This window comes from Paenibacillus sp. ACRRY (assembly GCF_022346995.1).
GTDB lineage: Bacteria > Bacillota > Bacilli > Paenibacillales > Paenibacillaceae > Paenibacillus.
The window spans coordinates 1,920,161-1,943,554 of sequence record NZ_JAKRNM010000001.1; the positions used below are offsets into that span (position 1 = coordinate 1,920,161).

General features: G+C 47.7%; 20 protein-coding genes. 4 read left to right on the plus strand and 16 right to left on the minus strand.

Features of this window, described 5'->3' with window-relative positions; genetic code table 11:
• Nucleotides 1-43: 43 nt before the first annotated feature.
• Together MH144_RS08275 and MH144_RS08280 are read right to left on the minus strand one after the other, a co-directional pair.
• Nucleotides 44-1,558, minus strand: a complete 1,515-nt coding sequence (locus tag MH144_RS08275; RefSeq protein WP_239299009.1) for a UxaA family hydrolase — start codon at nt 1,556-1,558, stop codon at nt 44-46.
• On the minus strand, nt 1,555-3,072 hold the full coding sequence (locus MH144_RS08280) for a tagaturonate reductase (protein ID WP_239299010.1): 1,518 nt from the start codon (nt 3,070-3,072) through the stop codon (nt 1,555-1,557). The genes MH144_RS08275 and MH144_RS08280 overlap by 4 nt, the downstream gene beginning before the upstream one ends.
• A 192-nt stretch (nt 3,073-3,264) precedes the next feature.
• On the opposite strand from MH144_RS08280, the gene MH144_RS08285 reads away from it, so the two are divergent.
• The 3 genes from MH144_RS08285 (at nt 3,265) to MH144_RS08295 (ending at nt 6,916) form a co-directional block, all read left to right on the plus strand.
• Nucleotides 3,265-4,134: an AraC family transcriptional regulator gene (locus tag MH144_RS08285; RefSeq protein ID WP_239299011.1), complete on the plus strand. Its 870-nt coding sequence runs from the start codon at nt 3,265-3,267 to the stop codon at nt 4,132-4,134.
• Nucleotides 4,135-4,241: 107 nt separating this feature from the next.
• Nucleotides 4,242-6,221 (plus strand): elongation factor G, encoded by a 1,980-nt coding sequence (locus MH144_RS08290; protein WP_239299012.1) that lies wholly within the window; start codon nt 4,242-4,244, stop codon nt 6,219-6,221.
• Between the two features lie 17 nt (nt 6,222-6,238).
• A complete protein-coding gene (locus MH144_RS08295; RefSeq protein WP_239299013.1) occupies nt 6,239-6,916 on the plus strand; it encodes a tetratricopeptide repeat protein in 678 nt (225 codons plus the stop codon).
• 134 nt (nt 6,917-7,050) lie between these two features.
• Here MH144_RS08295 and MH144_RS08300 read toward each other — a convergent pair whose 3' ends face one another.
• From MH144_RS08300 to rpiA, 14 genes are all read right to left on the minus strand, one after another.
• Entirely contained in the window at nt 7,051-8,106 is a 1,056-nt protein-coding gene (locus tag MH144_RS08300; protein WP_239299014.1) for a phosphotransferase, read from the minus strand.
• A gap of 140 nt (nt 8,107-8,246) precedes the next feature.
• Nucleotides 8,247-8,873, minus strand: coding sequence for an SGNH/GDSL hydrolase family protein (locus tag MH144_RS08305; protein ID WP_239299299.1), 627 nt, complete (start codon nt 8,871-8,873; stop codon nt 8,247-8,249).
• Nucleotides 8,874-9,056: 183 nt separating this feature from the next.
• Nucleotides 9,057-12,224, minus strand: coding sequence for an MMPL family transporter (locus MH144_RS08310; RefSeq protein ID WP_239299016.1), 3,168 nt, complete (start codon nt 12,222-12,224; stop codon nt 9,057-9,059).
• On the minus strand, nt 12,221-12,679 hold the full coding sequence (locus MH144_RS08315; protein ID WP_239299017.1) for a MarR family winged helix-turn-helix transcriptional regulator: 459 nt from the start codon (nt 12,677-12,679) through the stop codon (nt 12,221-12,223). The genes MH144_RS08310 and MH144_RS08315 overlap by 4 nt, the downstream gene beginning before the upstream one ends.
• A 214-nt stretch (nt 12,680-12,893) precedes the next feature.
• A complete protein-coding gene (locus MH144_RS08320) occupies nt 12,894-13,331 on the minus strand; it encodes a GNAT family N-acetyltransferase (RefSeq protein ID WP_239299018.1) in 438 nt (145 codons plus the stop codon).
• Nucleotides 13,332-13,394: 63 nt separating this feature from the next.
• Entirely contained in the window at nt 13,395-14,219 is an 825-nt protein-coding gene (locus MH144_RS08325; RefSeq protein WP_239299019.1) for a hypothetical protein, read from the minus strand.
• Nucleotides 14,200-14,361 (minus strand): hypothetical protein, encoded by a 162-nt coding sequence (locus MH144_RS08330; protein WP_239299020.1) that lies wholly within the window; start codon nt 14,359-14,361, stop codon nt 14,200-14,202. The genes MH144_RS08325 and MH144_RS08330 overlap by 20 nt, the downstream gene beginning before the upstream one ends.
• 26 nt (nt 14,362-14,387) lie before the next feature.
• Nucleotides 14,388-15,101 (minus strand): class I SAM-dependent methyltransferase, encoded by a 714-nt coding sequence (locus MH144_RS08335; protein WP_239299021.1) that lies wholly within the window; start codon nt 15,099-15,101, stop codon nt 14,388-14,390.
• A 21-nt stretch (nt 15,102-15,122) separates the two neighbouring features.
• Nucleotides 15,123-15,473 (minus strand): hypothetical protein, encoded by a 351-nt coding sequence (locus tag MH144_RS08340; protein ID WP_239299022.1) that lies wholly within the window; start codon nt 15,471-15,473, stop codon nt 15,123-15,125.
• A gap of 75 nt (nt 15,474-15,548) precedes the next feature.
• Nucleotides 15,549-16,502 carry an alpha/beta hydrolase gene (locus tag MH144_RS08345; protein ID WP_239299023.1) on the minus strand — a complete coding sequence of 318 codons (954 nt, stop codon included), beginning with the start codon at nt 16,500-16,502 and terminating at the stop codon, nt 15,549-15,551.
• A gap of 130 nt (nt 16,503-16,632) precedes the next feature.
• Nucleotides 16,633-18,339, minus strand: a complete 1,707-nt coding sequence (locus tag MH144_RS08350; RefSeq protein ID WP_239299024.1) for a hybrid sensor histidine kinase/response regulator — start codon at nt 18,337-18,339, stop codon at nt 16,633-16,635.
• 14 nt (nt 18,340-18,353) lie between these two features.
• Entirely contained in the window at nt 18,354-19,442 is a 1,089-nt protein-coding gene (locus tag MH144_RS08355; RefSeq protein ID WP_239299025.1) for a cobalamin B12-binding domain-containing protein, read from the minus strand.
• A gap of 239 nt (nt 19,443-19,681) precedes the next feature.
• Entirely contained in the window at nt 19,682-20,143 is a 462-nt protein-coding gene (locus MH144_RS08360; RefSeq protein WP_095287899.1) for a MarR family winged helix-turn-helix transcriptional regulator, read from the minus strand.
• Between the two features lie 148 nt (nt 20,144-20,291).
• The gene (gene rpiA / locus MH144_RS08365) at nt 20,292-20,963 is read right to left on the minus strand and encodes a ribose-5-phosphate isomerase RpiA (RefSeq protein ID WP_239299027.1); all 672 of its coding nucleotides are present in this window, start codon (nt 20,961-20,963) and stop codon (nt 20,292-20,294) included.
• A 667-nt stretch (nt 20,964-21,630) separates the two neighbouring features.
• On the opposite strand from rpiA, the gene MH144_RS08370 reads away from it, so the two are divergent.
• The gene (locus MH144_RS08370; protein WP_239299301.1) at nt 21,631-23,373 is read left to right on the plus strand and encodes a methyl-accepting chemotaxis protein; all 1,743 of its coding nucleotides are present in this window, start codon (nt 21,631-21,633) and stop codon (nt 23,371-23,373) included.
• Nucleotides 23,374-23,394: the final 21 nt, after the last annotated feature.

Consider the following 23,394-nt stretch of genomic DNA (forward strand, 5'->3'; position numbering starts at 1 on the left):
TTAATAAGTTTATAAATATATGCAATGCCAAGGGATATACAACTTATAGAATTACACCATCTTTGAATATGGCGATTTCCCTGAACCCATGTTGCTCACTGAGCGTATGAGTACGCCCTGAAGCAATGTCAATCAACTGGCTGAAGAGCTGGACCTTCACGTCATCCATTGTCCGGCCTTCGAGCAGTTGACCTGCGTTGAAGTCGATCCAGTGTTTTTTTCGATTCGCCAGATCCGATTGCGTTGCAATCTTGACCGTAGGTACCGGACCTCCGAATGGGGTTCCCCTTCCTGTAGTAAACAGTACAATGTGAGCACCTGCAGCTGACAAGGCCGTGACGGACACCAAATCGTTGCCGGGTGCCTCTACAATGTTCAAGCCGGTTTGGGTTACACGTTTGCCATAACGAAGCACATCTACGACAGAAGAACGGCCACCTTTTTGAGTACAACCCAATGATTTCTCTTCAAGTGTCGTTATACCACCGGCTTTGTTACCAGGGGAAGGGTTCTCATATATGTTCTGGCCATGGTTTACAAAGTACTGCTTGAATCCGTTAATTAAATCCACCAAATCACTAAAAACCTGTTCATTCGCAGCCCGATTCATCAAAATGGTTTCTGCCCCGAACATTTCCGGCACTTCGGTCAGGATGGCAGTCCCTCCTGCAGCAACCAGCATATCGGCAACCGAACCCACTAGCGGATTGGCTGTGATCCCGGATAAACCATCTGAACCGCCGCACTTCAATCCGATTTTGAGCTTGCTAAGTGGCAGCGGCTGGCGCTGTTCCAGCTCGGCAATCTCCACCAGCTCTTCCATCAGGCGCAAACCCTCCTCAAGTTCATCATCGGCTTCCTGAGCCTTGAGAAAACGGACCTTCCCCTGATATTCAGGTGCGATGCATTCACGGAACTGGTCGACCTGATTATTTTCACATCCCAGTCCAATAACCAATACACCGCCTGCGTTCGGATGTTCGACGAGGGAAGCCAGCAGCTGCTGGGTATACTTCAAATCATCGCCAAGCTGCGAGCAGCCGAATGGATGAGGAAAGTGGTACACGCCGTCCACCCTGCTGCCGAACTGTGACTGCCCCATGCGTGCCAGTGCTTCGCATACCTTGTTGATGCAGCCTACCGTATTAACGATCCATACTTCATTGCGTATACCTGCCTCCCCATTAGGTCGCAAATAACCTTCAAATGTCCTCAGATGTTCCGGGGGCATATCCGCTTGAACGGATACACCAGGCTGATACTCATATTCCAGCAAGCCATGCAGTCCTGTCTTCAGATTATGGCTATGAATCCAGTTCCCCTGTTCAATCCGTTCCTTGGCAACACCGATGGAGAAACCATATTTCAGGACATCATCGCCTGGTTCGATTCCATGTACTGCGATCTTATGCCCTTTGGGCACATCATCAAGCAGTGCAAATGAAACTCCGTCTGAAAGCGTGACCGTTTCTCCCTTTGTGTAATCACGAAGAGCTATGATCACATCATCCTGCGGCTGTATGGCAATCCAGTCATGCGTTGTACTTGTTGTATTCATTCCGTCTCACCTTCCAGTAAAACGATCTCATCAAGAAGCGCTTCGCGCAGTCCTCTTCGCTCGTTCAGATTCTCTCCCCAAATGCCTGAATCCGACAATACGGCAGCCAGCCTTTCGTTCAACTGTTGTCGGTCCCTTCTGAGTGAATCATAGCTCTCCCAATGTGCAGTTAGGGCTGCAAGAACATCCGGGTCATCCCTTAGCACAACAGACTCACCGTTTAAGCGATGTCCAAGGTATCCGTCTAAAGTATTCACGGGGCGGTACAATAACAACAGTCCAGCGAATCCCCGAACCAGGCGTGTCGGCCAGCTGTTCTGAGTTTGTTCATAAGACAATAAGGTAGGCAGAAGACGCACCTTAAATTTGCCAATAGTATTTAACGCAATATCCTGAAGCTTATGATTGATATAGGGATTGAGGAATCGTTCGAACACCTCTTCAGCGTACTGGTCAAGTTGATGATCCGGCATATCCAGCGCAGGCACAATCTCCTGATGCACGGCTTCTCTGATCCACGGTCCAAATTGCGAATCCTCCATCGTCTCCCTCACATACTGCTTGCCATGAAGAATGCCAAGAGAAGACATCAAGGTATGAGCACCATTCAAAATGCGAACCTTCCGCACCTGATAAGGCTTCAGATCCTTGACCCAGTGAACATTAAGTCCAGCCTGCTTCAGCGGCAGTTTCTTGTCCAGTCCCTCATCAGCCTGAATGGCCCAGAAATGATAAGGCTCTGCTGTGTTAATCAGTTGATCCTCATAACCCCATCGTCCTGCCAGCGTGTCAGCTTCTTCCTGAGTTGGCGCACCCGTCACGATCCGGTCAACCAAATTGTTCAGGAACAGGTTATGGTTTTTAATCCAATCACGGAATGCATCGGAGTAGCCAAAGTCCTCACTGTGACGCAAAACGCAGCTTCGCAGTACATCACCATTTCCTTCGAGCAGTTCACATGGCAGATGGATCAAACCTCTGGAAGGATCACCTTCAAACCGTACATAACGCTGATGGAGAAACACGGTCAGCTTGCCCGGAAATGAAGAAACCGGCTCTCCTTCCACGTAATCCGACTGAATATATTTTAATCCTGACTCCGTCGTATTGGAGATAACAAACTCCACTGAAGGAAGCTCGGCCAGTTCCAAAAATGCCTGCCATTCTTCATAAGGATTCATGCACTGGGAAAAGATCGAAATCATCTCTGTGCGCTCCACGGCTTTACCTTGAGAAAGACCTCTGGTAATCATGGTATACAATCCATCCTGATCCCGGATCTGCTCCAGCTTCGCCTTGCCCCCTGGCCGTGGCTGGGTAACCACCACACTGCCATGGAATTTGCCTTGTCTAGCACTCTCATGAAGCATCCAGTCCACAAATCCCCGCAAAAAGTTACCTTCTCCAATCTGCAGTACCTTTACGGGACGATCCATGATTTCCTTGCACTTGCGCTGCCCGTCATTTCCCAACAGATTCAGCTTCAGTCTTGGTCGTTTGGTGCTCGCCGACATGCACACTCACCTCATCAATTATTTGTTATCATCCGAGTCCGATATCACCTGTTATATTCATCAATTGAAAACGCTTTAAATTCATTGTATCATCAAAAAAAGGAAATTAAATTGCTTATATTGCGTTAAATATACTCTTTCATGACCAGGTGTGGTCCACCGTGTATTAAATAGCTTTAGAAAGGAGTCTTTATGGCACGCTCGCCCGTTCGCACAACCATCCAGTCAGAATCAGGCATTCCCTTTCGACTGGTCTATGCAGATACGAAAGCCCCCCAGAATGAACTGCCGGATCATCTGCATGATTGGCATGAAATCATTTACGTATATCGTGGTCAAGGAACCATTTTTATCGATACGGGTCTTGAAGACATGCAGACGGGAGACTTGTTCATCATTCCTGGCAGTACAGTACACCGGGCTTTGCCGGACGAGATTAATCCTGTAACCTCTTCAGCTCTGTTTTTCAGTCCCGGATTACTGACAGCGGCTGCGGGAGGGAGCGCATCAGTCCTGCTCTCCCTGTTTGAGCGATGCCGCAGACGCAGGGTTTACAAAAGACACCTGATGCCTGAGGAACAAGCCAAAGTGACTGCATTTATCGAAGAAATTCATGCTGAATTCCAGATCGAAAACCAGCTAAGCGCCCATGCAGCCCTGCTTCGGCTTCAATTGTTGCTCATATTTCTGGAGCGTCTCGAGGACGCCGGTCCTGCCCGCTCTGTTCATTCCAATTCCGGTCCGAGCTGGCTGTCAGCCACCCTGTCCAATATTGACGATAAGTTGCGCAGCGGCCTTTCCTTGTCCGAGCTCGCTCTGCAAGCAGCAGTATCCCCTGCTCATTTCAGTCGGGCGTTCAAAAGGTATACTGGCATGACCCTAACCGACTACGCTCTAGCCCGCCGGGTGATCATGGCGAAGGAGCATCTGCTTCGGAACGATGACACCATGGCATCTGTAGCGGATGCCTGCGGCTTTGAGAGCCTACCTCATTTTTATCGACAATTCAAAAAAATCACAGGTACCACGCCTGCGGCTTACCGCAGAACGATGAATGGTTAATTTGCAAAATTGTAACATATTCTTCCATACGGCCCTTGTGGTATGATTATACGGAATAACAATGTCAGAAACGATACGTTTCTTCGGTCAGAGGAGCTTTAGATCCCATGCAAAATGAATTCAATCGCCGAAATATCGGTATCTTTGCCCACGTAGATGCAGGCAAAACAACCACAACAGAACATATGTTATATCATGGCGGCATTGTTCGCAGCCCGGGCCGGGTAGATGACGGTACGGCAGCTACGGACTCGCTGGACATTGAGAAAGAACGCGGAATTTCCGTACAGGCAGCCATGACCTCCCTCACATGGAACAATACCGTGATCGACCTCGTCGATACCCCTGGACATATCGATTTTAGCTCCGAAGTGGAACGTTCCCTGCGTGTAATGGACGGTGCCATTCTGATTTTGTCAGCTGTGGAAGGGATTCAGTCCCAGAGTGAGACCATCTGGCATGCCTTGAGATCCCTTCGCATCCCCACCATTATATATATCAATAAAATGGACCGGATCGGCGCATCTGCAGCAGTTATTATGGAACAGGTTCACTCCACGTTCTCTCCATTCGCATGCCCGGTACAATCCTGCGTTATGGATGAAGATTCATTCACCGGTGTTCACTCCGTATGGCATGATCATGCGCATGTGAATCAGCAAACGATTCCCGGACTCGTTGAGATGATTGCTGAGCTGGATGAAGAAATCATGGAATCCTACATTAATGAAGTTCCTCTTCCATCAGAGCAGATTGATTCGTCATTCCACAAGCTGGTACATCAAGGTGAAATATTTCCGGTTTGTTTTGGTGCTTCGGGGAAAGGGATTGGGGTATCCGAACTTCTTGATACGGTCACCCGGTTCCTCCCACCTCCTGCAATCCCAGAGGATCCTGCGGTCTCGGGGGTCGTATTCAAAATTGAACGGAACAAAACGATGGGACGAACAGCTTACGTCCGCATGTACGGAGGCAGCATTCACAACCGTGACACGATCTATAATACAACCAGGGGACTAGAAGAAAAAGTAACTCAAATCCGCCAGATGGATGGTCGCAAATGGGCGGATACCGGAGCGGTACACAGCGGGCAGATTGCCGCACTTTACGGTCTGAGCGAGACGCATGTAGGTGACATTATAGGAAGTCCAGACGCCGTTCCTCCCATGCCCCAAATGGCGGTGCCTTTGCTGACAGTACAGGTACACGGCCAGGATCCGGCACGTTATCCCGACCTTGTTGCTGCATTGCAGGAATTAACCGATGAGGACCCGCTGCTTGACCTGCAATGGCTTCCAGAAGACCGGGAATTGCATCTCAAAGTCATGGGGACCATTCAGCTTGAGATCCTGTCGAGCTTGTTAAACAGTCGTTTTGGACTGGGTGTTGTTTTTGACCCACCTTCTGTCATTTACAAAGAAACGCTGAGCGCTCCAGGTGAAGGATTCATCGCCTATACAATGCCTAAACCCTGCTGGGCCATTCTTCGCTTCCAAATGGAGCCGCTGCCTCGCGGAAGCGGTCTGATCTATGAATCTACAGCTCGAACAGACCAACTGCTGCTGCGGTATCAAAATGAAGTACAGCGCCGTGTACCAGAGGCCCTGTCTCAAGGCATGTTCGGCTGGGAAGTCACCGATCTGAAGGTCACGCTTGTCGAAGGAGAGCATCATGTCTGGCATACGCATCCGCTGGACTTTGTCGTTGCTACGCCGATGGGAATCATGGATGGCCTTTCTCGAACAGGAACGAAACTACTGGAGCCGCTTCTGCAATTCCGCTTGACGGTACCGGAAGAATACGGAGGCAAGGCTCTAAGCGATCTTGTGCATATGCGTGCAACGTTCGAAGCGCCTGTTATTGGCGGCGGGAGATGTATTGTAGAAGGACAGATTCCGCTGGCCTCTTCGATGGATTATCCGGTGAAGCTCCGCTCCGAAACAGGGGGACGCGGTGTACTTGTCACCTCTTTTGCCGGATATCAGGATTGCCCTCCAGATGTGAAGCCGATGCGCAAGCGCAGGGGCGTGAATCCGCTGGATCAATCCAAATATATTTTAAGCGTTCGTAATGCGATAACATCATAAACGGAGTTGAACTTGTTGTGCTGATTAAATTTTTGATCTTCGGCCTTCTATGGCGGATTGTTGGCAATCCGTTTCTGGCTGTTCTGATTCTTCTCATTATTCTGTATTTCCTGGATCGTCGCTATGTTGGGGTGTTCCCTAGTTTCATGAAACCGATCAAACGCATGCGTACGATCTCACGGCTGCGTCAGCAGATTGCGATGAGTCCCAATGAAGTCTCTTCCAAGCTTGACCTGTCCAGACTTCTGATCGAACGCAAACGTTATAACGAAGCTTATGAATTGCTTCTGGAGCTTGAACGTCCCTACGAGCAATCTGCCGAGTACTGGGAGGCATTGGGAACGACAGAACTTCACCTTGGTCACATGGAAGCAGGTGAGCGGCATATCCTGCAGGCTCTAGGCATCAATCCAAGAGTTAAGTATGGTCAGCCTTATCTTACCTTAGCTAATGCCTTTAAGGAGTCCGATCGAGACAAGGCATTGACCTATGTACAACAATTTCAGGATATCCACTCATCCTCGAGTGAAGCTTATTATTTGCTGGGTTCCGTCTACCGTTCGCTGGAACGAACCGCAGATGCCAAGCATGCCTATGAGCAATCCCTGAACGTCTACCGCTCCCTGCCAAAGTACAAGAAGCGCCAGGAACGCCGGTGGGCTGTCCGCAGTTGGTTCCGCAAGCGCGGATTGTAGGAACCCCGATATGTCGACAAGTGTTCGGTATACTCTCAGGTAGAGTCAAATGCCATAACAAAAGAACGCCGATTCTGTTTAAACAACAGAATCGGCGTTCTTTTGTTTGATGTCAATCACTGGCAGCTGCCTGTTCACGTTAATAATTTGCGTAACCGCTCCTCATTACGATTCATCCAGAGGATCCGCTCTCTTAGCTTCATGATCTGGTTAACTGCAACATCGGGCTCATCCGTTCCTTCGAACATTCGGCTGATAAAATGCATAACTACATCGAGACTGCGCAGCAGAATAAGCTGCGGAATAGCCAGCAGTTCATCCGGCTCCAGAATCACCTGTTTCCGAAATCCTCGGATAAGTCCTTCCAGCGCCTCCCACATCCATTCATCACTCTTGTCCATAGTTAGCAGGTCCGACATGGGAACAGCCAGCTCCATGACGCGCAGATCCCATGTGGCAAACTCAAAATCCAGAATGGCACAAATTCGGCCATCGTCATCCGACAAGACGTTTGATGCATTCACATCTCCGTGAACCAGTTGATGCGGAAGATTTTCCATTCCGTTTAGAGCCTCGAACAAAGCTGGAAGCACAGGTAGCAGATCCTGCATTTCTTCTGCGCACGCCTGCAGCCCGCCCGGTGGTGATGTACAGAGCTGTATCAATTTTTCTGGCGGACAGAGTGGATACGCCTCTTGAATTTGATAATATGGCGGGTATACAGGTTCAAGAGATATTTCCAGTGCGGCCAGAGCCACAGATAGCAAACCCGCCGCACTTCCCAGTTCAACAAGCTGATCTGGCGTATTCCACACCGGGTTCTTGCCCGTACTATACGTAAAGAGGGCTGCGATTTTGTTCTGTCCATTACTCGGATCGTAAATAGGATGAAACGTGTGTCCGTCCCCCTTTATGGCTTTGACCGGAGCAGGTACCCTAAGTCCGAAGTCCGATTCTCTCAGTGCTGATAACACATGGTGCTCAAAAGCAATTTTCACAAGATCCGTATGTGTTTCGTACACTCTGAGAACGTAACGCTCGTCATCCATTTTAAGCATGTACGTTGTATTGTTCATCCCGCCGTATCCACGTTCCGCTTCCCAGCAGGATTGAGGTGAAAATACAGATAACACTTCCTGTATCAGCTGCCGTTCCTGATCCTCATGAGGACGTAAATGAATGTTGTGCACCGATTAAAACTCCTTCATCTGCAATATCTATATGAATCGACAAGATAAAACCCCTTATTCTCCCCATCTTAACGTAAGCCCTAATTTGGGTCCAGTCTGAATCAGGTATGCCCACAGCCATAATGTCTTAATTGAGATCTCTAGTCAAAAGGTCTATACCCCATACGATTGAGTTGGTCCGCAATAACACGATACCCTCTTGCATTGGGATGAACACGATCCCAGAACAACAATTCCCGTTCATGGCCTTCAAACCGGTCATATACCTGAGCACAGGCGTAGTTCCCCGACCCTGCACCATTCAAAAAGGAATTATACTGACGAACCCAATACGCTGCCTCTGCGGCTTGAGGATACGGGTTGTACAATCCGATCGTTCGGACCAAATAGGCACTGTTTCCTTTTAACTGACGGATATGTCTCATGATCTGTGACACGTTACTCCGGGTATCTCCCAGCACCTGTGTCATTTTACTTGCGCTTGGCATACCTCCACTGGCTTTAAATGTGCGAATTAGATCATTTCCGCCAATGGAAATTGTAATCATGTCCGCTTCGCGCAGAGACTGTCGTACCCTTGTGTTGGAAGATACCATTTGCATCAGTTCACCAGAGGTGAGTCCGTTGACCCCCATATTATCCATCGACACAAATGTGCGAACATTCATCTCTGCCATTCTGCGGTACAAAGGAACAAAGCCGGTGCCCAGCAGCGCGCCTGTGCCTACCGTTAACGAGTCTCCAATGGCCGCATATCGATATACCATCACCGTCGCCCCTCTCTGCTAACTTATGACTGACTGCTATATCTATATGAAAGAACCGAAGACAAGGCGCGGGATGGTGTCCGTAGGCGCATACCTTAATTTGACGAGATACACATATTCCCTCGAAAATGAAAAGCCCCTACGAAAATATTCATATTTCGTAGGGGCAATATATGATTACAACTACATGCTCATCGTACGGTCTGAATCCGCCGAATCATTCTGATCCTTATTAGGGAAAGGCCACCAGTTGGCCCGGCCGAACATCTTCACCATGACAGGCACGAAGAACGGCAGGAACAACAAGGAATACAGGACCAAACCACTAAGAACAACTGTAGCAATCTGCATCATGGAGAGAACTCCGGATGGATACATGGCAGCAAAGGTTCCGCTTAGAATAACGGCTGCCGACAGAATGACCGTACCCATGTTTTTCATGGCGTACAGCATCGCATCCTGAACTCTCATGCCTTTATTTTCATTGAAGCGATCCATCAGGAAGATACTGTAATCCACACCAAGCGCGATCAGCATCACGAATCCGAAGAATGGCGTAACCCAGCTGATGCCCGCAAAACCAAGAATATTCACGAATATCGCTTCGGTTAAAGCCATCGATGTGAAATATGCCAGCAACAGGGAAACGATCAAATACAGCGGCATGATCACGGATCTCAAAAGCAGGACAAGGACGATAAATGTACCTGCGAGCATAAGCATAACCGTGCGCGTATAGTCGTTGTTGGAGATCTCCTGTAAATCCGCGAACGTGCTGGTTACCCCGCCAACAGCAATGTCTGCTTTTTCCAGCGCACTTCCCTGTACAGCACGGTGAACCGCAGCTTCGATATCCGGTACGCGATCAATCGCTTCAATACCATACGGATTTTCAGCGAAAATAACATCTATCGTCATGGTCTTCCGATCCTGGGACAGATACGTATCGAATACCTGTGCAAAGTCTTTGTTGCTCAACGCTTCTTCAGGTACATACCAGCCGGCCAGATCGGAATCCGGTGAATTCTGCAGCTGTGTCAAATAATCCTGTGCGGAATCAAGACCACCGGACACCTGCGCAATTCCGTCCACACTCTGATTCAAACCATCTGTTAATTGGGTCAGCTGACCACTCAGGTCCGAGAAGCCTTGGCTAATTTTCTCCTGACCACCCTGAAGCTGGCTGAGTCCATCCTGGATGGAAGGAATCTCGCTGATCACTTTACCTTGACCATCTGCTGCCTGCTTCAGCCCGGCTTCAAGCTGTCCTATTCCCGTTACAATCTGACCCAGCCCACTAGCCAGAGCCTGTTGTCCGGATGCAGCGGAAGCGAAGCCTTCGTTAGCCTGGTTGATCCCTGCAGCAGCTTGACTCAGATTGCTTTGAATCTGTCCCAGTGCCTGGGCAAGCTGGGCTGTACCTGTTCCCGTTTCACCAAGCGTACCTTTGACCCGCAGATAGTCTGCGTCCTGCAGCAGGTCAGGGTATCTTTCTTCAAGCGCTGCAAATGATTCATTCAGACTGGTAAGCGCCGTAGATATGCCTGTCAGCTGTTGCTGAATTTCCCCGGTACCCTCGCCAAGCGCAGCTACGCCTGCACCAGCCTGACGGTAAGCGTCAAGCAGCTGATTACTCGCCTGAGCCAGCTGGTCAGCACTTGTTTTCGCCTGCCGCAGCCCTGCTTGCAAATCACCAGCACCGGCCGAGCCGTCACGAATTCCTTGCTCAATCTGCTGAAGGCCTTCGGACAACTGGCTAATTCCCGATTGCAGCTGGGACGTACCTTTGCTCAATTCACCCGCACCACTTGCTGCTTCTTGGATCTGAGGTTCATTTTTACTTAATTGACTGCTCGCCTCGCTCAAACCATCACGGATTTTATCCAGACCCGTCTTCCCTTCCCCGAGTCCGTCCGACAAGGTTCCCACTTGTTGGGTCACTTCGAAGTCCTTAATCTCGTCACCCGTCGGCCTTGTCATGCTGCGTACCCCGGAGATTCCTGGAACCTTCTCCACTTCACGACTGATTTTCTCCGCCACGGCCATATATTTGGCATTGTCCATCGCCTCGTCGTTCTGAATGACGATCTGACCTGGCAGTGATTCACCCGGACCGAAGCTGTCTGAGATAATGTTGAACGCTTTTACCGAATCATACTTCTCACCAATCTCATCCAAGCTGTTAAACGATAATTTCCCATCGTAAGTGGCCAGAAGCGGCACACAGACAGCTGCAACAATAAGCAGTGCAGCCCATGGGCGTTTTAGAGAGAAGCGACCCGCTGCACCGTAGATCTTGCTCTCCGCATGTTCGAGTGAACCTTTGGAAGGCCAGAACAGCTTCTTGCCCAGCACCGCCATGAAGAACGGAACGATGGTAACCAGAGCGAGCATCATCACGCCAATGCCGACTGCGACTGCCACGGCGGAACGGTACAGCATAAACTGCGCAAAACCGATGGCCACGAAACCAACCAGCACGGCAAGAGCAGAGAAGAATACCGTTTTGCCTGCTGTCCGATAGGTAGCAATAATCGCTTCCCACGTCGTTTCATGATGTGCCAATTCTTCCTTGAATCGGCTGATGAGCAGGATACAGTAATCGGTACCAATCCCGAACATGACGGCCACCATGAAAATCTGCGTAAAGGTCGAGATCGGGAAATCCACCCCATCTACCAGGAATGCAACAATCTGCTGCGATACAATATAGCTGATGCCCACGGTAAGCAGAGGGACAAACGGAGCTACAAACGAACGGAATACAAGGAACAAGATAAGCAAAATAAATACAACCGTAATATACTCCGATTTCTTGAGTCCCTCCTGGGAACTCTCTACCGTATCTTCATCGATTAATCCTTTACCGGTTATGTAGTGTTCCACATTGACCGAGTCCAGCGTTTCATTAAGATCCTCACGCATTTCCTTGACGGTACGATCTCCCTGATCGATAGAAAGGGACGTCAGGATCGTCTTTCCATCAGCAGAGATCATTTTGTCTGACAGCTCTGGCTGGGAGAAGGGCTCCAAGATGGACAAAATGCCGAGTTCTTCTTTCTTCGACTCCAGCTGCTTTACAGCCTTTTCTGCCTCTTGTTTGCCTGTTGTACCCAAACCATCCGGGTTGTAAAATACAAGTGCCAGCTGACTGCCCTGCTGTTCGCCTTTTTGTGCAGCAGCTTCATCGAGGATGGCAGCTGCCTGGGTGGAAGAGTACCCTTCCGGGACCGAAAACTGTCCTTTTTCCCGAATCAGTTCACTCATGTTGGGGGCTGTGAACATCAATACGGCAGCCACCACAACCCATAACCCCATCAACCACCATCTTGCTTTCAGAATCGTTCTCATTCGCTCTCCTGTCCTCCCTCATTCGTAAGCAAGGTTGCCAGCTTCTCAAAGGATTCAATAAAATTCTGTACTTCCTCCGGCTTAAAGTGCACCAGGTACGGCTCCAGAAGCTGCTGTATTTCCCGCTCTGTCTCGCGATATACCTGACGGCCTGTATCTGTCAGTGTCAGATAGACCACTCTGCGATCCCGCTCATCCCCCGCCCGGTGGACCAGATCCCGATCAACCAGCTTGTTAACCAGTGCCGTGATGCTGCTTTTGCCGACGCAGAGGAGCTCTGACAGATCCGAGGGTGTGCAGGATGGTTTCTCCTCAATCAAACGAAGAGCACAGAACTGGTCTGTTGTCATGGTCTGCCCCACCTGTTCACGGATTCGAGTATCAAACTGTTTGGTTACCAGGAACGATGCATCCAGATAACGGTTCACCAAACTTTTGGCATCCGGTGTGTTCATGTTCATTCTCCTTTCTGTCCACATAGTTCACTTATCGAACTATTCTCCAATGAAACTATTCTATATTGAAACTATCCTGCAAAGCAATACTTTATTCCTGTTATTTTGTGTTTTCACGACAAAAAACAGGGCGTAAGGCTTAGCTCCCAGCCAAGTCAATCGCCCTGTTTCTCATTTAAATACTGGTCTCACCATGTTAATGGTGGTCCATCAACTATTCTTCAATTGCATCCTCGTCTTTTTCCAGTATACAACGGAATCGTTCCACACCTGGATATAACTCACCAAGGCTGTATACGACAAACCCAGTATTACGATAAAATTCCACAGCTTCCTGGTCCGTCTCCGCGATCAGCTTGTCGGGATTAAACCTCTCCAGCAGCTGTGCAATCATGCCACGGCCATAGTTTTTGAATCGGTTCTCAGGTAATACCGCAATATGTTGGATGGTAATCTCGCTGTTCCCTGTTTTCTCATACCCGACCAAGCCGACTAACTGTCCCTCATCTTCATATCCATCCAGCAGTAGCTCGTCCTTATCCACATATTGTTGCAGCGCATGCCCGACTTGCTCCGGGTCCGGAAAAACCGAGTAGGACAGCAATTCCTGCACCTCCGGCTCCTGTATGCGTGATTTCAGATTAATCAACACTCTTATTCCCCCTATAACTTGCTTGATTCCGTTATCGTATTGTAGTCGTTAGCCTATCAAAGTTCAAGCCCCGTACCCTTTTAACTGATCCTGAAGCGCAGCAGGAGTACCCTGATTCACCTTAATACCAGCCAATTGATAAGCATCCAATATTGCGCCGCCAACGGCTGGCAGTTCGCTGGATTTGTAATCGAATTCTCTTCCTGTAGATGGATTGGTTTGACCTAAAGCTTTCTGAACGGCAGCCTTCATATAAGATGAGGTCAAACAGCTTCCAGTCAGTGTGTAAGAGACCTGTTTGGATTGAAAACAGCTTGCCAGCATAAGAATACCCACAACAGCTGTATCTGCCGCCGAGTCACATACCTTCATTGCAAGTGGAAATTGCTGCATGGCAGCTTCCGTCACCAAAGGTGCCATCTGGCTGAATTTCCGATTCATCGCCTGTTTATCATCAGCAAACCCTGCAGCTCCATGCGCTGCGAGCTCCGGCACTGAACGCACATTCCAATATGCAAGAATCTGTTCGATAAAGGAATGATCCTCTTGCTCATATCGGCCTGCCAAAACGGAATGTACGGTATCGTAAGACAGAAAACGCGCTGCCGTCGGAGCATAGTGCCCAAACTGGTCGTTTCGAAGCCAAATTTCTTGCTCTGTCCTGCCAAGGATCAAGGACCCCGTGCCACCAATTGCCACGATTCCAGGCCTACCGTTGAAGGCAGCTGTATGAGCAATATGCGTATCGTTTACGGCACTTCTCCTCCCAAGGATGCCCGTTTTGGCAAGAACACCATCGGCCCACGCGAATTCTTCATCCCGGTCCAGACCTGCCATACCAGCTTGAATGGCAGCCACTTGTTCTACATTAATGCCCGCCTGCTCCATCGGCTACGGCCACTCTTGTATGACTTCCCCCACCATCAATGCCTACCACATATGTATTCATGTGTCTCCCCCATACTCTGATAATAGACTGTACTAACACCGTTTCCTTCTTGTAATCAAAAGCAGAACTGCCGGGCTGCATAACTTCATACTTCCCGGCAGATTCTGCTATTGCTTCTGTACGGCAAAACGAAGCAGTTCGCAGCGGAACTGTGTCGGTTCATCGTACTTTTCTTCTTCAATGGTCTGAGTCACATGTTCCTGAAGCAGGATATTCCAGCCAGCATATGCTTCTTCAAGCAATTGGGTGGCTTTGGCTGTAGACAGGTTTAGTTCGATCAAAGGCTCAATTCGCCGACCGGTACGGATCTCCTGCTCCTCTACACTTGTACTCATCGTAATGCAATGAATTCCTCCTGTGCGTGTCCCTGCCTGAAGACGATTTAGCGCTTCCAGAAAAGCATTTTCATCGGATACGTGCTCCAGGCAGGAACATGCCGCAATGAAATCAAAAATATTCGGCCTGATATCATAATGCTCCACGTCTGCTTTCTCCGCTTTCACCATATGATCCACCTGATATTTCTTCGCATATTTCCGAAGTCCTTCTACCGCTTCATCCAGCAGATCCACACCAATAACCTCGCTGTTCGTTTGCTGCAGACGCTGTGCAATGGGAATGGTATGTCGCCCTACACCGCATCCTAGATCAAGTACTCGCAGTTCCGATTGGTGTGCAAGCAAACGTTCCAGCATCTCCATCACCATCGGCATCGGTCTAGCCATCCATGTTCCGTCTGCGAATAGCTCATTATTCTGATAAAAGTTGGAATGGTAACCTGCCTCCGCTTTGCGCGCGGCTTCGAATTGTTCTTTTCCCATGAATGGCACCCCCATATTAATCTAGAATTGGATTGTCAGCGTTCCTGAGACCGAAATTAGAATGATAGCCCAAATGACTAACACGAGCAGGGCACCTGTGACAAGCATTTTCCCGGTGTCCCTTTTGTAAGGATCGTCATTAAATAACATTACCCCGCCAATGGCAATCGCTATCGGAGGAAGAAGAATCGCAACTAGAATAAGCAATCCTATGGAATAGCGATCCAATAGAGCCTCTTCGTTTTCTTCCATTAGTGTTGTCCCCGCAGGAACGGTCTTCATTGCAACCAGATTGCCACATGCTTTGCATTTGAACTCGTCTTCACCCATCTCCTGTTGACAGTAAGAACAAACTCTTCGTGAACGCGGCATGCTGCACCTCCTTGGCATAAGCACCTATTCTTAACTACCCAGCATATCTAATATCTAATATCTAATATCTAATATCTAATTCGCACGCTGCAACGTTACCTTGTTCAGGAAGGCTTCAAGGACTTCCACATAACGCACTCGGTCGACCTGAAAAGCTGTACCGTGACCTGCACGGGGAATGGTCAGCAACTCTTTCTCCGTAGGACAAGCTTCATAAAGCCGGTACACCATCTCCGTGGGGACAAAGGTATCTGCCTCTCCATGAATAAATAGAATGGGAACCTGTACCTTCGCAAGCTGTTTGAGAGCCGATGCCTCCTCGAAGGAATACCCTGCTTTCCATCTGGAGATCAGACTTGTCACAGGGATAAAAGGAAAGGCCGGCAATCTGTACAATTGTTTAAGCTGAAACGTTAGCTCATCCTTCACCGATGTATAGGAGCAGTCCGACACGATGGCTTTGACCTGATCCGGCAGAGGCTCCCCGCCTGTCATAAGAACCGTTGCACCGCCCATGGAGATTCCATGCAGCACAATGTCTGTCTGGCTCCCCACCTTATTGATCGCCCAATGGACCCAATCGACGTAATCCTTCCGATCCAGCCAGCCGAATCCGATGACGTCACCTTCACTTTGACCATGAGCGCGATCATCAGGCATGAGTACGTTGCAGCCTCTTTTCTCCACATAGAACCTTGCAAAACCTGCCATTTCTCTGCCTCTCCCCGAATAACCGTGCGCCAGAATTACCGTCTGACTCGACTTACCCGTTGAAGCCAACCATATTCCCTGCAAGTTCAACCCATCGTGAGACGTGATGCTTACTATTTCACCATCCTGCATGTCCAACCATTCCAGGTCTGATGCACTGCTGATTAATTCATTATCCGGTTCAGGCATTAGATTCGGATTATCGATTAAAAATGGTTTTGGCGCTCGCCGAATAGCCGTTTTGAAAAAGTATAGTCCTCCGATCCAAGTCGAAATAAGAATAACCAGAATAAGTGCTGTAATCCCGTATATTAACATGAATGCTTCTCTCTCCCTCTCAAGATCTTCTTTCCATAAACACTTTTGGATACATGTTCTTATGTACACTCGTTTTCAGGCGAAAAAACAGGTTTGCTGCCCTAACCTATTTCGTTAAGACAGCAAACCCTTAAATAATCACTTTCTCCAAAGCTTCACAGGCTTCCTGATATGCTGGCATCAATGCACCAAGCAATGGCTCAGCCTTCCTCACCTGACCTGTTTTGGCAAGCTGTTCAATCCTGGCAAAAAGCGTTGAACAATATTCTATTCCAAGACTCAAACTGCCGGATTTCAGATCATGCGCACATTCCGCAGCTGCAATATGATCTCCGGAGACAACGTATCTCCGAAGCACTTCAATTTTGCCAGGTGTTTCGTTACGATACATGCCCAGCAGCATTTCAAGTATCGACTGCTCACCGTCACTGTTTAATTCGCCAATCTCTTTTACAATGCTCATATTCAGCACTTCCCGAGGTTCCGAGGCATGCTGCCATTTTTGAATTACGTTTTTTAAGGATTCCAGTGTAAACGGCTTGCCAATGAAATCATTCATCCCAGCTTCGAGACACTTTTCTTTCTCTCCATCCATGACGTTGCCTGTCATCGCAATAATCGGAATGGCATGACGCATTTCATCCTGCTCCATAGCCCTTATTTTACGTGTTGCTTCAAGTCCGTCCATAACCGGCATCATGTTATCCATCAGTATGATTCCGTACCTCTTGCTAAGAAAGGCCGCAACAGCCTCTTCTCCGTTGGAAACGGAATCAACCTCGATTATTCCAAGTTTCTTAAGTTGCATCAAAACAACCTGACGGTTTATCAGATTATCATCTGCCAATAAGATTGGCAGAGAATAAGGTTCCTGGAGTAGAGAGCCAGATTCATGTGAAGAATCTTGTCCCATTGGAACTGTGGGTTTTACCGATTCTGACTTGCGCCCCATAGGAATTTCAAACCAGAATGTCGAGCCTTTGCCCTCTTGACTTGTGACGCCAATCTGACCGCACATCAACATCACGAGAGATTGACATATGGACAACCCCAGCCCTGTTCCTTCGTATTCCTTGGAACGCCCCTTTTCCGTCTGAACGTAGGGTTGGAACAAGGTTTTCTGATCGTCTTCGGCGATACCTATTCCCGTATCCTCTACTTCAAATCGGATCCATTGCGAGTTCTCATCTTCCTGAACTAGGACAACTCGAATGCTTATTGACCCCTCTTTTGTAAATTTGTTCGCATTTTGAATCAGGTTCATTAATACCTGTGTAATTCGTGTGGAGTCTCCCTCAAGAACCCCGGAGATTCGCGGATCACAATCCACGGCCAGCCGGTTCCCATTTTGAATCACCTTGGGCTCCAGCAAACGAACGATATAATTAAACGTAGGCTCAAGTTCGACATCTCCCATTTCAAGACGCATCTGACCTGCTTCCAGTTTGGAAAAGTCCAGAATATCCTGAATCAACTTCAGCAGAAGTCTCGCTGCCTCTTGAATCACTTGAACCGAATGTTTCTGTTCTTCGGACAAGGAAGAATGTTGCAGAAGTTCAGCCATGCCTAATATTCCATTTAAGGGTGTACGGAAATCATGGCTGATTACGGCAATAAATGAACTCTTGGATTCCCCTGCGGATACCGCTTCTCTTCGGGCAGCATCCAAACTTGCGTTATTTTTAGCAAGCAGACGCTGAAGCGTCACCAGCTCATTGTTCATTTCGGAGAATTCGCCCAAAATTCGCTCTTCCTGTTCCTTGCTGCGAATAATCTGATCAGATAAATGCTCGATCGTTTTGCGAAGCTTTTCGATCTCGCCAGTTTCATTAGACATTACGTCATTCCTCTCTATTCGCGAATCATACCAACGTTGCAGTTGGCAGATTGCTGGGCCAGCAGACTTTCTGCAACGGCAACGGCCTCATCAGCTCCGGGAGCATAACCATCTGCCCCAACTGTCCTCCATAACTCCGGATCAATGTTGAATGGATAACCTCCTACCATGATTTTCACATGCGAGGTCGCCGGGTGATTACGAATCATTTGGATGAGTTCTTTGGCAAGATGAAGATGAAATGTCATGGTTACCGAAATAGCCACTACATCTCCCTGATGACGCTCGATTGCCTCAAGCAGGCTGCCATTGGGAACATTTGCCCCCAAATAATACGTATCCCAACCTTCCATCTCAAACACGTCAGCAAGCATACGTAAACCAATCTCATGCTGTTCACTGCCTACGCACGCCGCCACCAGCTTTTTCTGCTGCGGCTCATGAATTAACCAGCGCGGATACAGCCGCGAGATGATAGCCTGTGTCGCAGCCGTACAGAAGTGCTCCTGAGCGACACTAATCTGGCTAAGCTGCCATAAGCGGCCAATTTCGTATTGAGTGGGTTGAAATATATAACGATAAATATCGCGAATGCTTGCTCCGCTTTCCAGCTCGGCTTCAATAATACTGAATGCTTCTTGGCGTCTGCTATCCAGTAGCGCCTGTAAATAAGACTTCGCAGCTTGGCCGTATGGAAAAGATTCGTTGACGAATCCCTGCGTTACCTCATGATGCTGGGTTTGATAGATTCCCATTTCCAGATAATCTAGAACAAGTGACTTGGATGCATCATCGAACTCTTCTTCTAACGTCTCTTTGATTAGATTTAAATTAATGGCTAGATCATCCGCCGAAACGTGATAACCTGCCAATAGCGTTTTTAGCCAAGATATATAATGAGTAAATAAGTTAGGACTCTTAACCAGGACACTCTCTGCCAGGTAATTCAAACTATATTGCGAATCCTGTTGGGTGCGCATTCTGCCATTTTCACCAAAACGTTCAATCAAATCAGGTTGAAGCGTATACTGCTTCTCCGTTATTTTATCAGCTAGCCCACCTGCTGCTTTCAGCAAGCGTTCCCCAGCTTCCTGATGGGTCATTACGTTATCCCTCCTCTTGCTGAGCAATCGTCTTAACCATCATGGAATATCCATGATACAGTCATTCGATTTCAATCAGCTGTTGATCGGGAAATGCTTTTATTATTATACATGAACTCCAACAAGAAACGTTTCATTTGGAGCTGCATATTAGAACAATTTTCCTATATTATGAGCATTCCTGCAAGTCATTTAGCCAGTTCATGCCCTTTTTCTCAAACAAAAAAAACCGGCCTGCGTTATGGACGCAAGTCGGTTTTTCCTTCAGCGGCAAGTCCTAGTTTCTTCAATAGGCGAATGGCATCAGCTTTCTCCGATGGCTCTAAACCTTCCATCGCATCGATGATAACCTGATGATGTCCAGGGAATATTTGGGTGAATAAATTTCTTCCCTTTTCCGTCAATTCAGCATAAATGACACGGCGGTCTTCCTTGGATGCACGTCTAAACAGCAAATCCTTGTTTTGCAGCTTATCCACTACATAGGTGATGTTCCCGCTGGACATTAGTACTTTCTCTCCGATTTTTTGCAAGGCTTGCGGGCCTTTATGATATAACAAATCCAGCACCCCGAATTCTGTCGTATTCAGTCCATGACTCTGGATGTCACGATTGGACCTTGATGTAACAGAATTGTAAGCTCGAGCGAGAACCACGAATAATTGCAATGATAGTTCCCGATTGTCCTCCGTATTCGGCATTTCCATAATCCTCCGTCAATTGTTTGCAAATTCAGACTGCGTTTCGATGCCAAGCAACGTTTTCATCCCTCACGCAGCACTTCCCAAATACAAGTTATTACAAATAATGCGCCAATTGCCCAAGTATCCTTCAATCATTTGATCAATCTTAGGAACGATGGCGCTCATCAATACTACCGTCATCTTTGGCCAGAATCACCGTATCGGCCATGTCAACAAACAAACCGTTATCGACTACGCCTGGCAGCATGTTTAATTGTACATTGAGTTCAGCCACGTTTGCTATGGATTCCATCCGACAATCTGCAATCAGGTTTCCATTGTCCGTAAGGTAGCGCTCATCCCCATTCATTCGCCACTCTGGTCGGCAGCCCAGCTTCTCCAGCGCCTGGAAGGTCCATTCCGATGCAAAAGGAACCACTTCTACCGGCAGTGGAAACTGTCCCAATTGCTGAACCGCCTTGCTGCCATCAGCAACAATGATGAGTTTATCACTGTTAGCCGCCACGATTTTTTCACGCAAAAGAGCACCGCCGCCGCCCTTGATCAGATTGAAATGAGGGTCGACCTCATCTGCACCGTCAATCGTAATATCCAGCCTTCCAATCTGGTCGAATGGGATGATCGGAATCCCCCACTCGCGAGCCAGCTTGTCCGAAGCTTCCGAAGTCGCCACTGCCTGAATTTGCAGCCCCTCGCGCACACGCTCTCCCAATCTGCATATCGCAAAATATGCTGTTGAGCCTGTTCCGAGTCCAACCTTCATTCCATCCTGAATGTATTCTGCCGCCCGCTCTGCTGCAATTTTTTTCAGATTCATCTAAAATAAACCCCCGCCTGCTTATGATTTGAAAAATGCACACTGTCTTTATTATAGATAAAACCGCTTCCGATGTATATCCATGCCGAATGCCATGCAGCAGGAAATTTGATCTAACGACAAATCCCGAATTCCACCATTTCCTGCTATGTAAGTTTATGGTTAGTTAAAATGGTGTAAGAAATCTAGCACTATATTATTACGTTAAAAGACAAACGGTAATTTCTCCTCATTACACTAGCTTTCAAGCATGGAGTCACTTTTAAGGTTTAAAGGTGTTTTTTTGTATCCTCCTGCTATAAAATAAATACGGAGACTAGAAAATGGAAATTCCTCCAAATAAACAGTTCTAAATACCTATGTAATAAGTGGTATGTCCGCAAATACGTAAATTATTAAAAAAGTTTTAACAAAACTATTCAATTTATCAACATTTCTTACGACATATTAAGTATAGATGTGTTTTAATAATTAGACACCTATGGATTATGAGGTACAAAAGTCTCTGCATTAAGACTGCGAACCCAAGACCATGGTCGCATACATAAGCTCTGGAGGGGGATCAACAAATGACTTAATTGGCTGCATTCATGCAAGCAAATAAAAGGTTTGTTAATTACAAGAAGATCAGGAGTGGAATTTAGTGAAATCATTTAGTTGGAAAAGCATGTCCTTTTTCTCAAAAAACCTATTACTTTCATTTACCAACATCATTATTATCGGGGTTGCACTGATTGCGAGCAGCTATTACTTTCAAAAGACAGTTCTCGTAGACCAGCTGCATGGACAAGTAGAACAAATTACTAAAAAGTGGGCCGAGGGAATCAACGCAGCCGACGTAGAGGCCGCTATTGCGGAAGGCAGCTATGACGGAAAAGTGCAAACCCAGTTACGCGCTTATTTCGATGAAATGCAAGAGTACTACCCGAATATCGCCCAAGCTTATATCTTTGGTGTAGAGCTAGGCGGAGATACAAAAAGAGAAACTTCTCTCGTAGCCATGCCAACCAATCTGAGAGAAGCATTCCAGAGCGATAATGTTAATATTGGCGACATGTATGAACAACCTGTTGTTGTAGCCAATGCATTAAAAGAAATGCTTAATACCGACCGTCCAACCTTCACGACTTTCTATTCAGATGATTTTGGCACGTGGACAACCATCGCTTATCCGATCAAGGACAGCAACGGCAAAATCTTCTCTTACTTTGCAGTCGACGCAGATGCAACAGCAGTTCCTGCCGGACTGAAATCCCTGCTTAAAAACGGGATCATCATTCTGGTTGCATTCCTTCTGTTGTTCCTGATTATCCAATACCTAGTAGTCAAAAACACGCTATCCCCAATTCGTCACCTGATCAAAGGTATCGATGACGTTAGCCGGGGTAATTTGAATGTCAACATTCCGACAGGAAAAGACGACCTCGGACTTGTAAACGAGAAGTTCAACACGATGGTTCGCAAAATTAATGACACAATCGTTAAAGTGCAAGTCACTTCTCAAGAGGTTAACCAATCTGCCAAAGAGTTGTACGAGGTATCTGAGAAAAACAGCGAGAACGCAGATTCCATCAACAGCAATGTAACGCAAATTACCTCCAATATCCGTGGACAGGAACAAGCAAGTATCGATAGTGCCCGTGCCATGGCCGAAATGGCGACTGTGATTCAAACGATTGCCAGCAGTTCCGCTAATGTAGCTGATGAAGCTTATGAAATGGAGCGCCGTTCCCAGCAGGGTAATACGGTCGTACGCCAAGTGTCTCAGCAAATGACACTGATTACGGAATCTGTAAAAAATACGGCTTCAGCAATCCAGGTTCTGGAGAGCCGTTCACAAGAAATCGGGGATATCCTGAACATCATCACTGGCATTTCCAGCCAAACCAACCTGCTTGCATTGAACGCATCCATTGAAGCAGCTCGTGTTGGTGAAGAGGGCCGAGGATTTGCTGTTGTTGCTGGTGAGGTTCGTAAGCTCGCGGAACAATCCGAACAATCTACAAGCCAGATCGCCGTATTAATTGATGAGATTCAAACCGAGATCAAACAAGCTGTCCGCGCAATGGAAAAAGGTACGGCAGAAGTCGATACCGGACTTGATGTTGCGGATCAGACAGGAAAATTGTTTGAAGATATTCTGGAAGCTGCGAAGAAAGTATCGAATCAGATCCAGGAAGTTTCCAGTGCTACAGAAGAAATCTCTGCAAGTACCGAGGAAATGACTGCAACTGCGGATGATCTATCTGCCAGCGTTAGCAAAACAGCAGACAACAGTGAGCGTATTGCCGCTTCCGTCGACGACCAGAAGGCTTCCCTGATCACCCTTGTTGATTCCTCCACCCGTTTGAACAGCATGTCCGAAGAATTACAAGAATTGATCTCTCACTTTAATGTAAGCAAGTCCTAAACAACAATAAAACGAACGTTA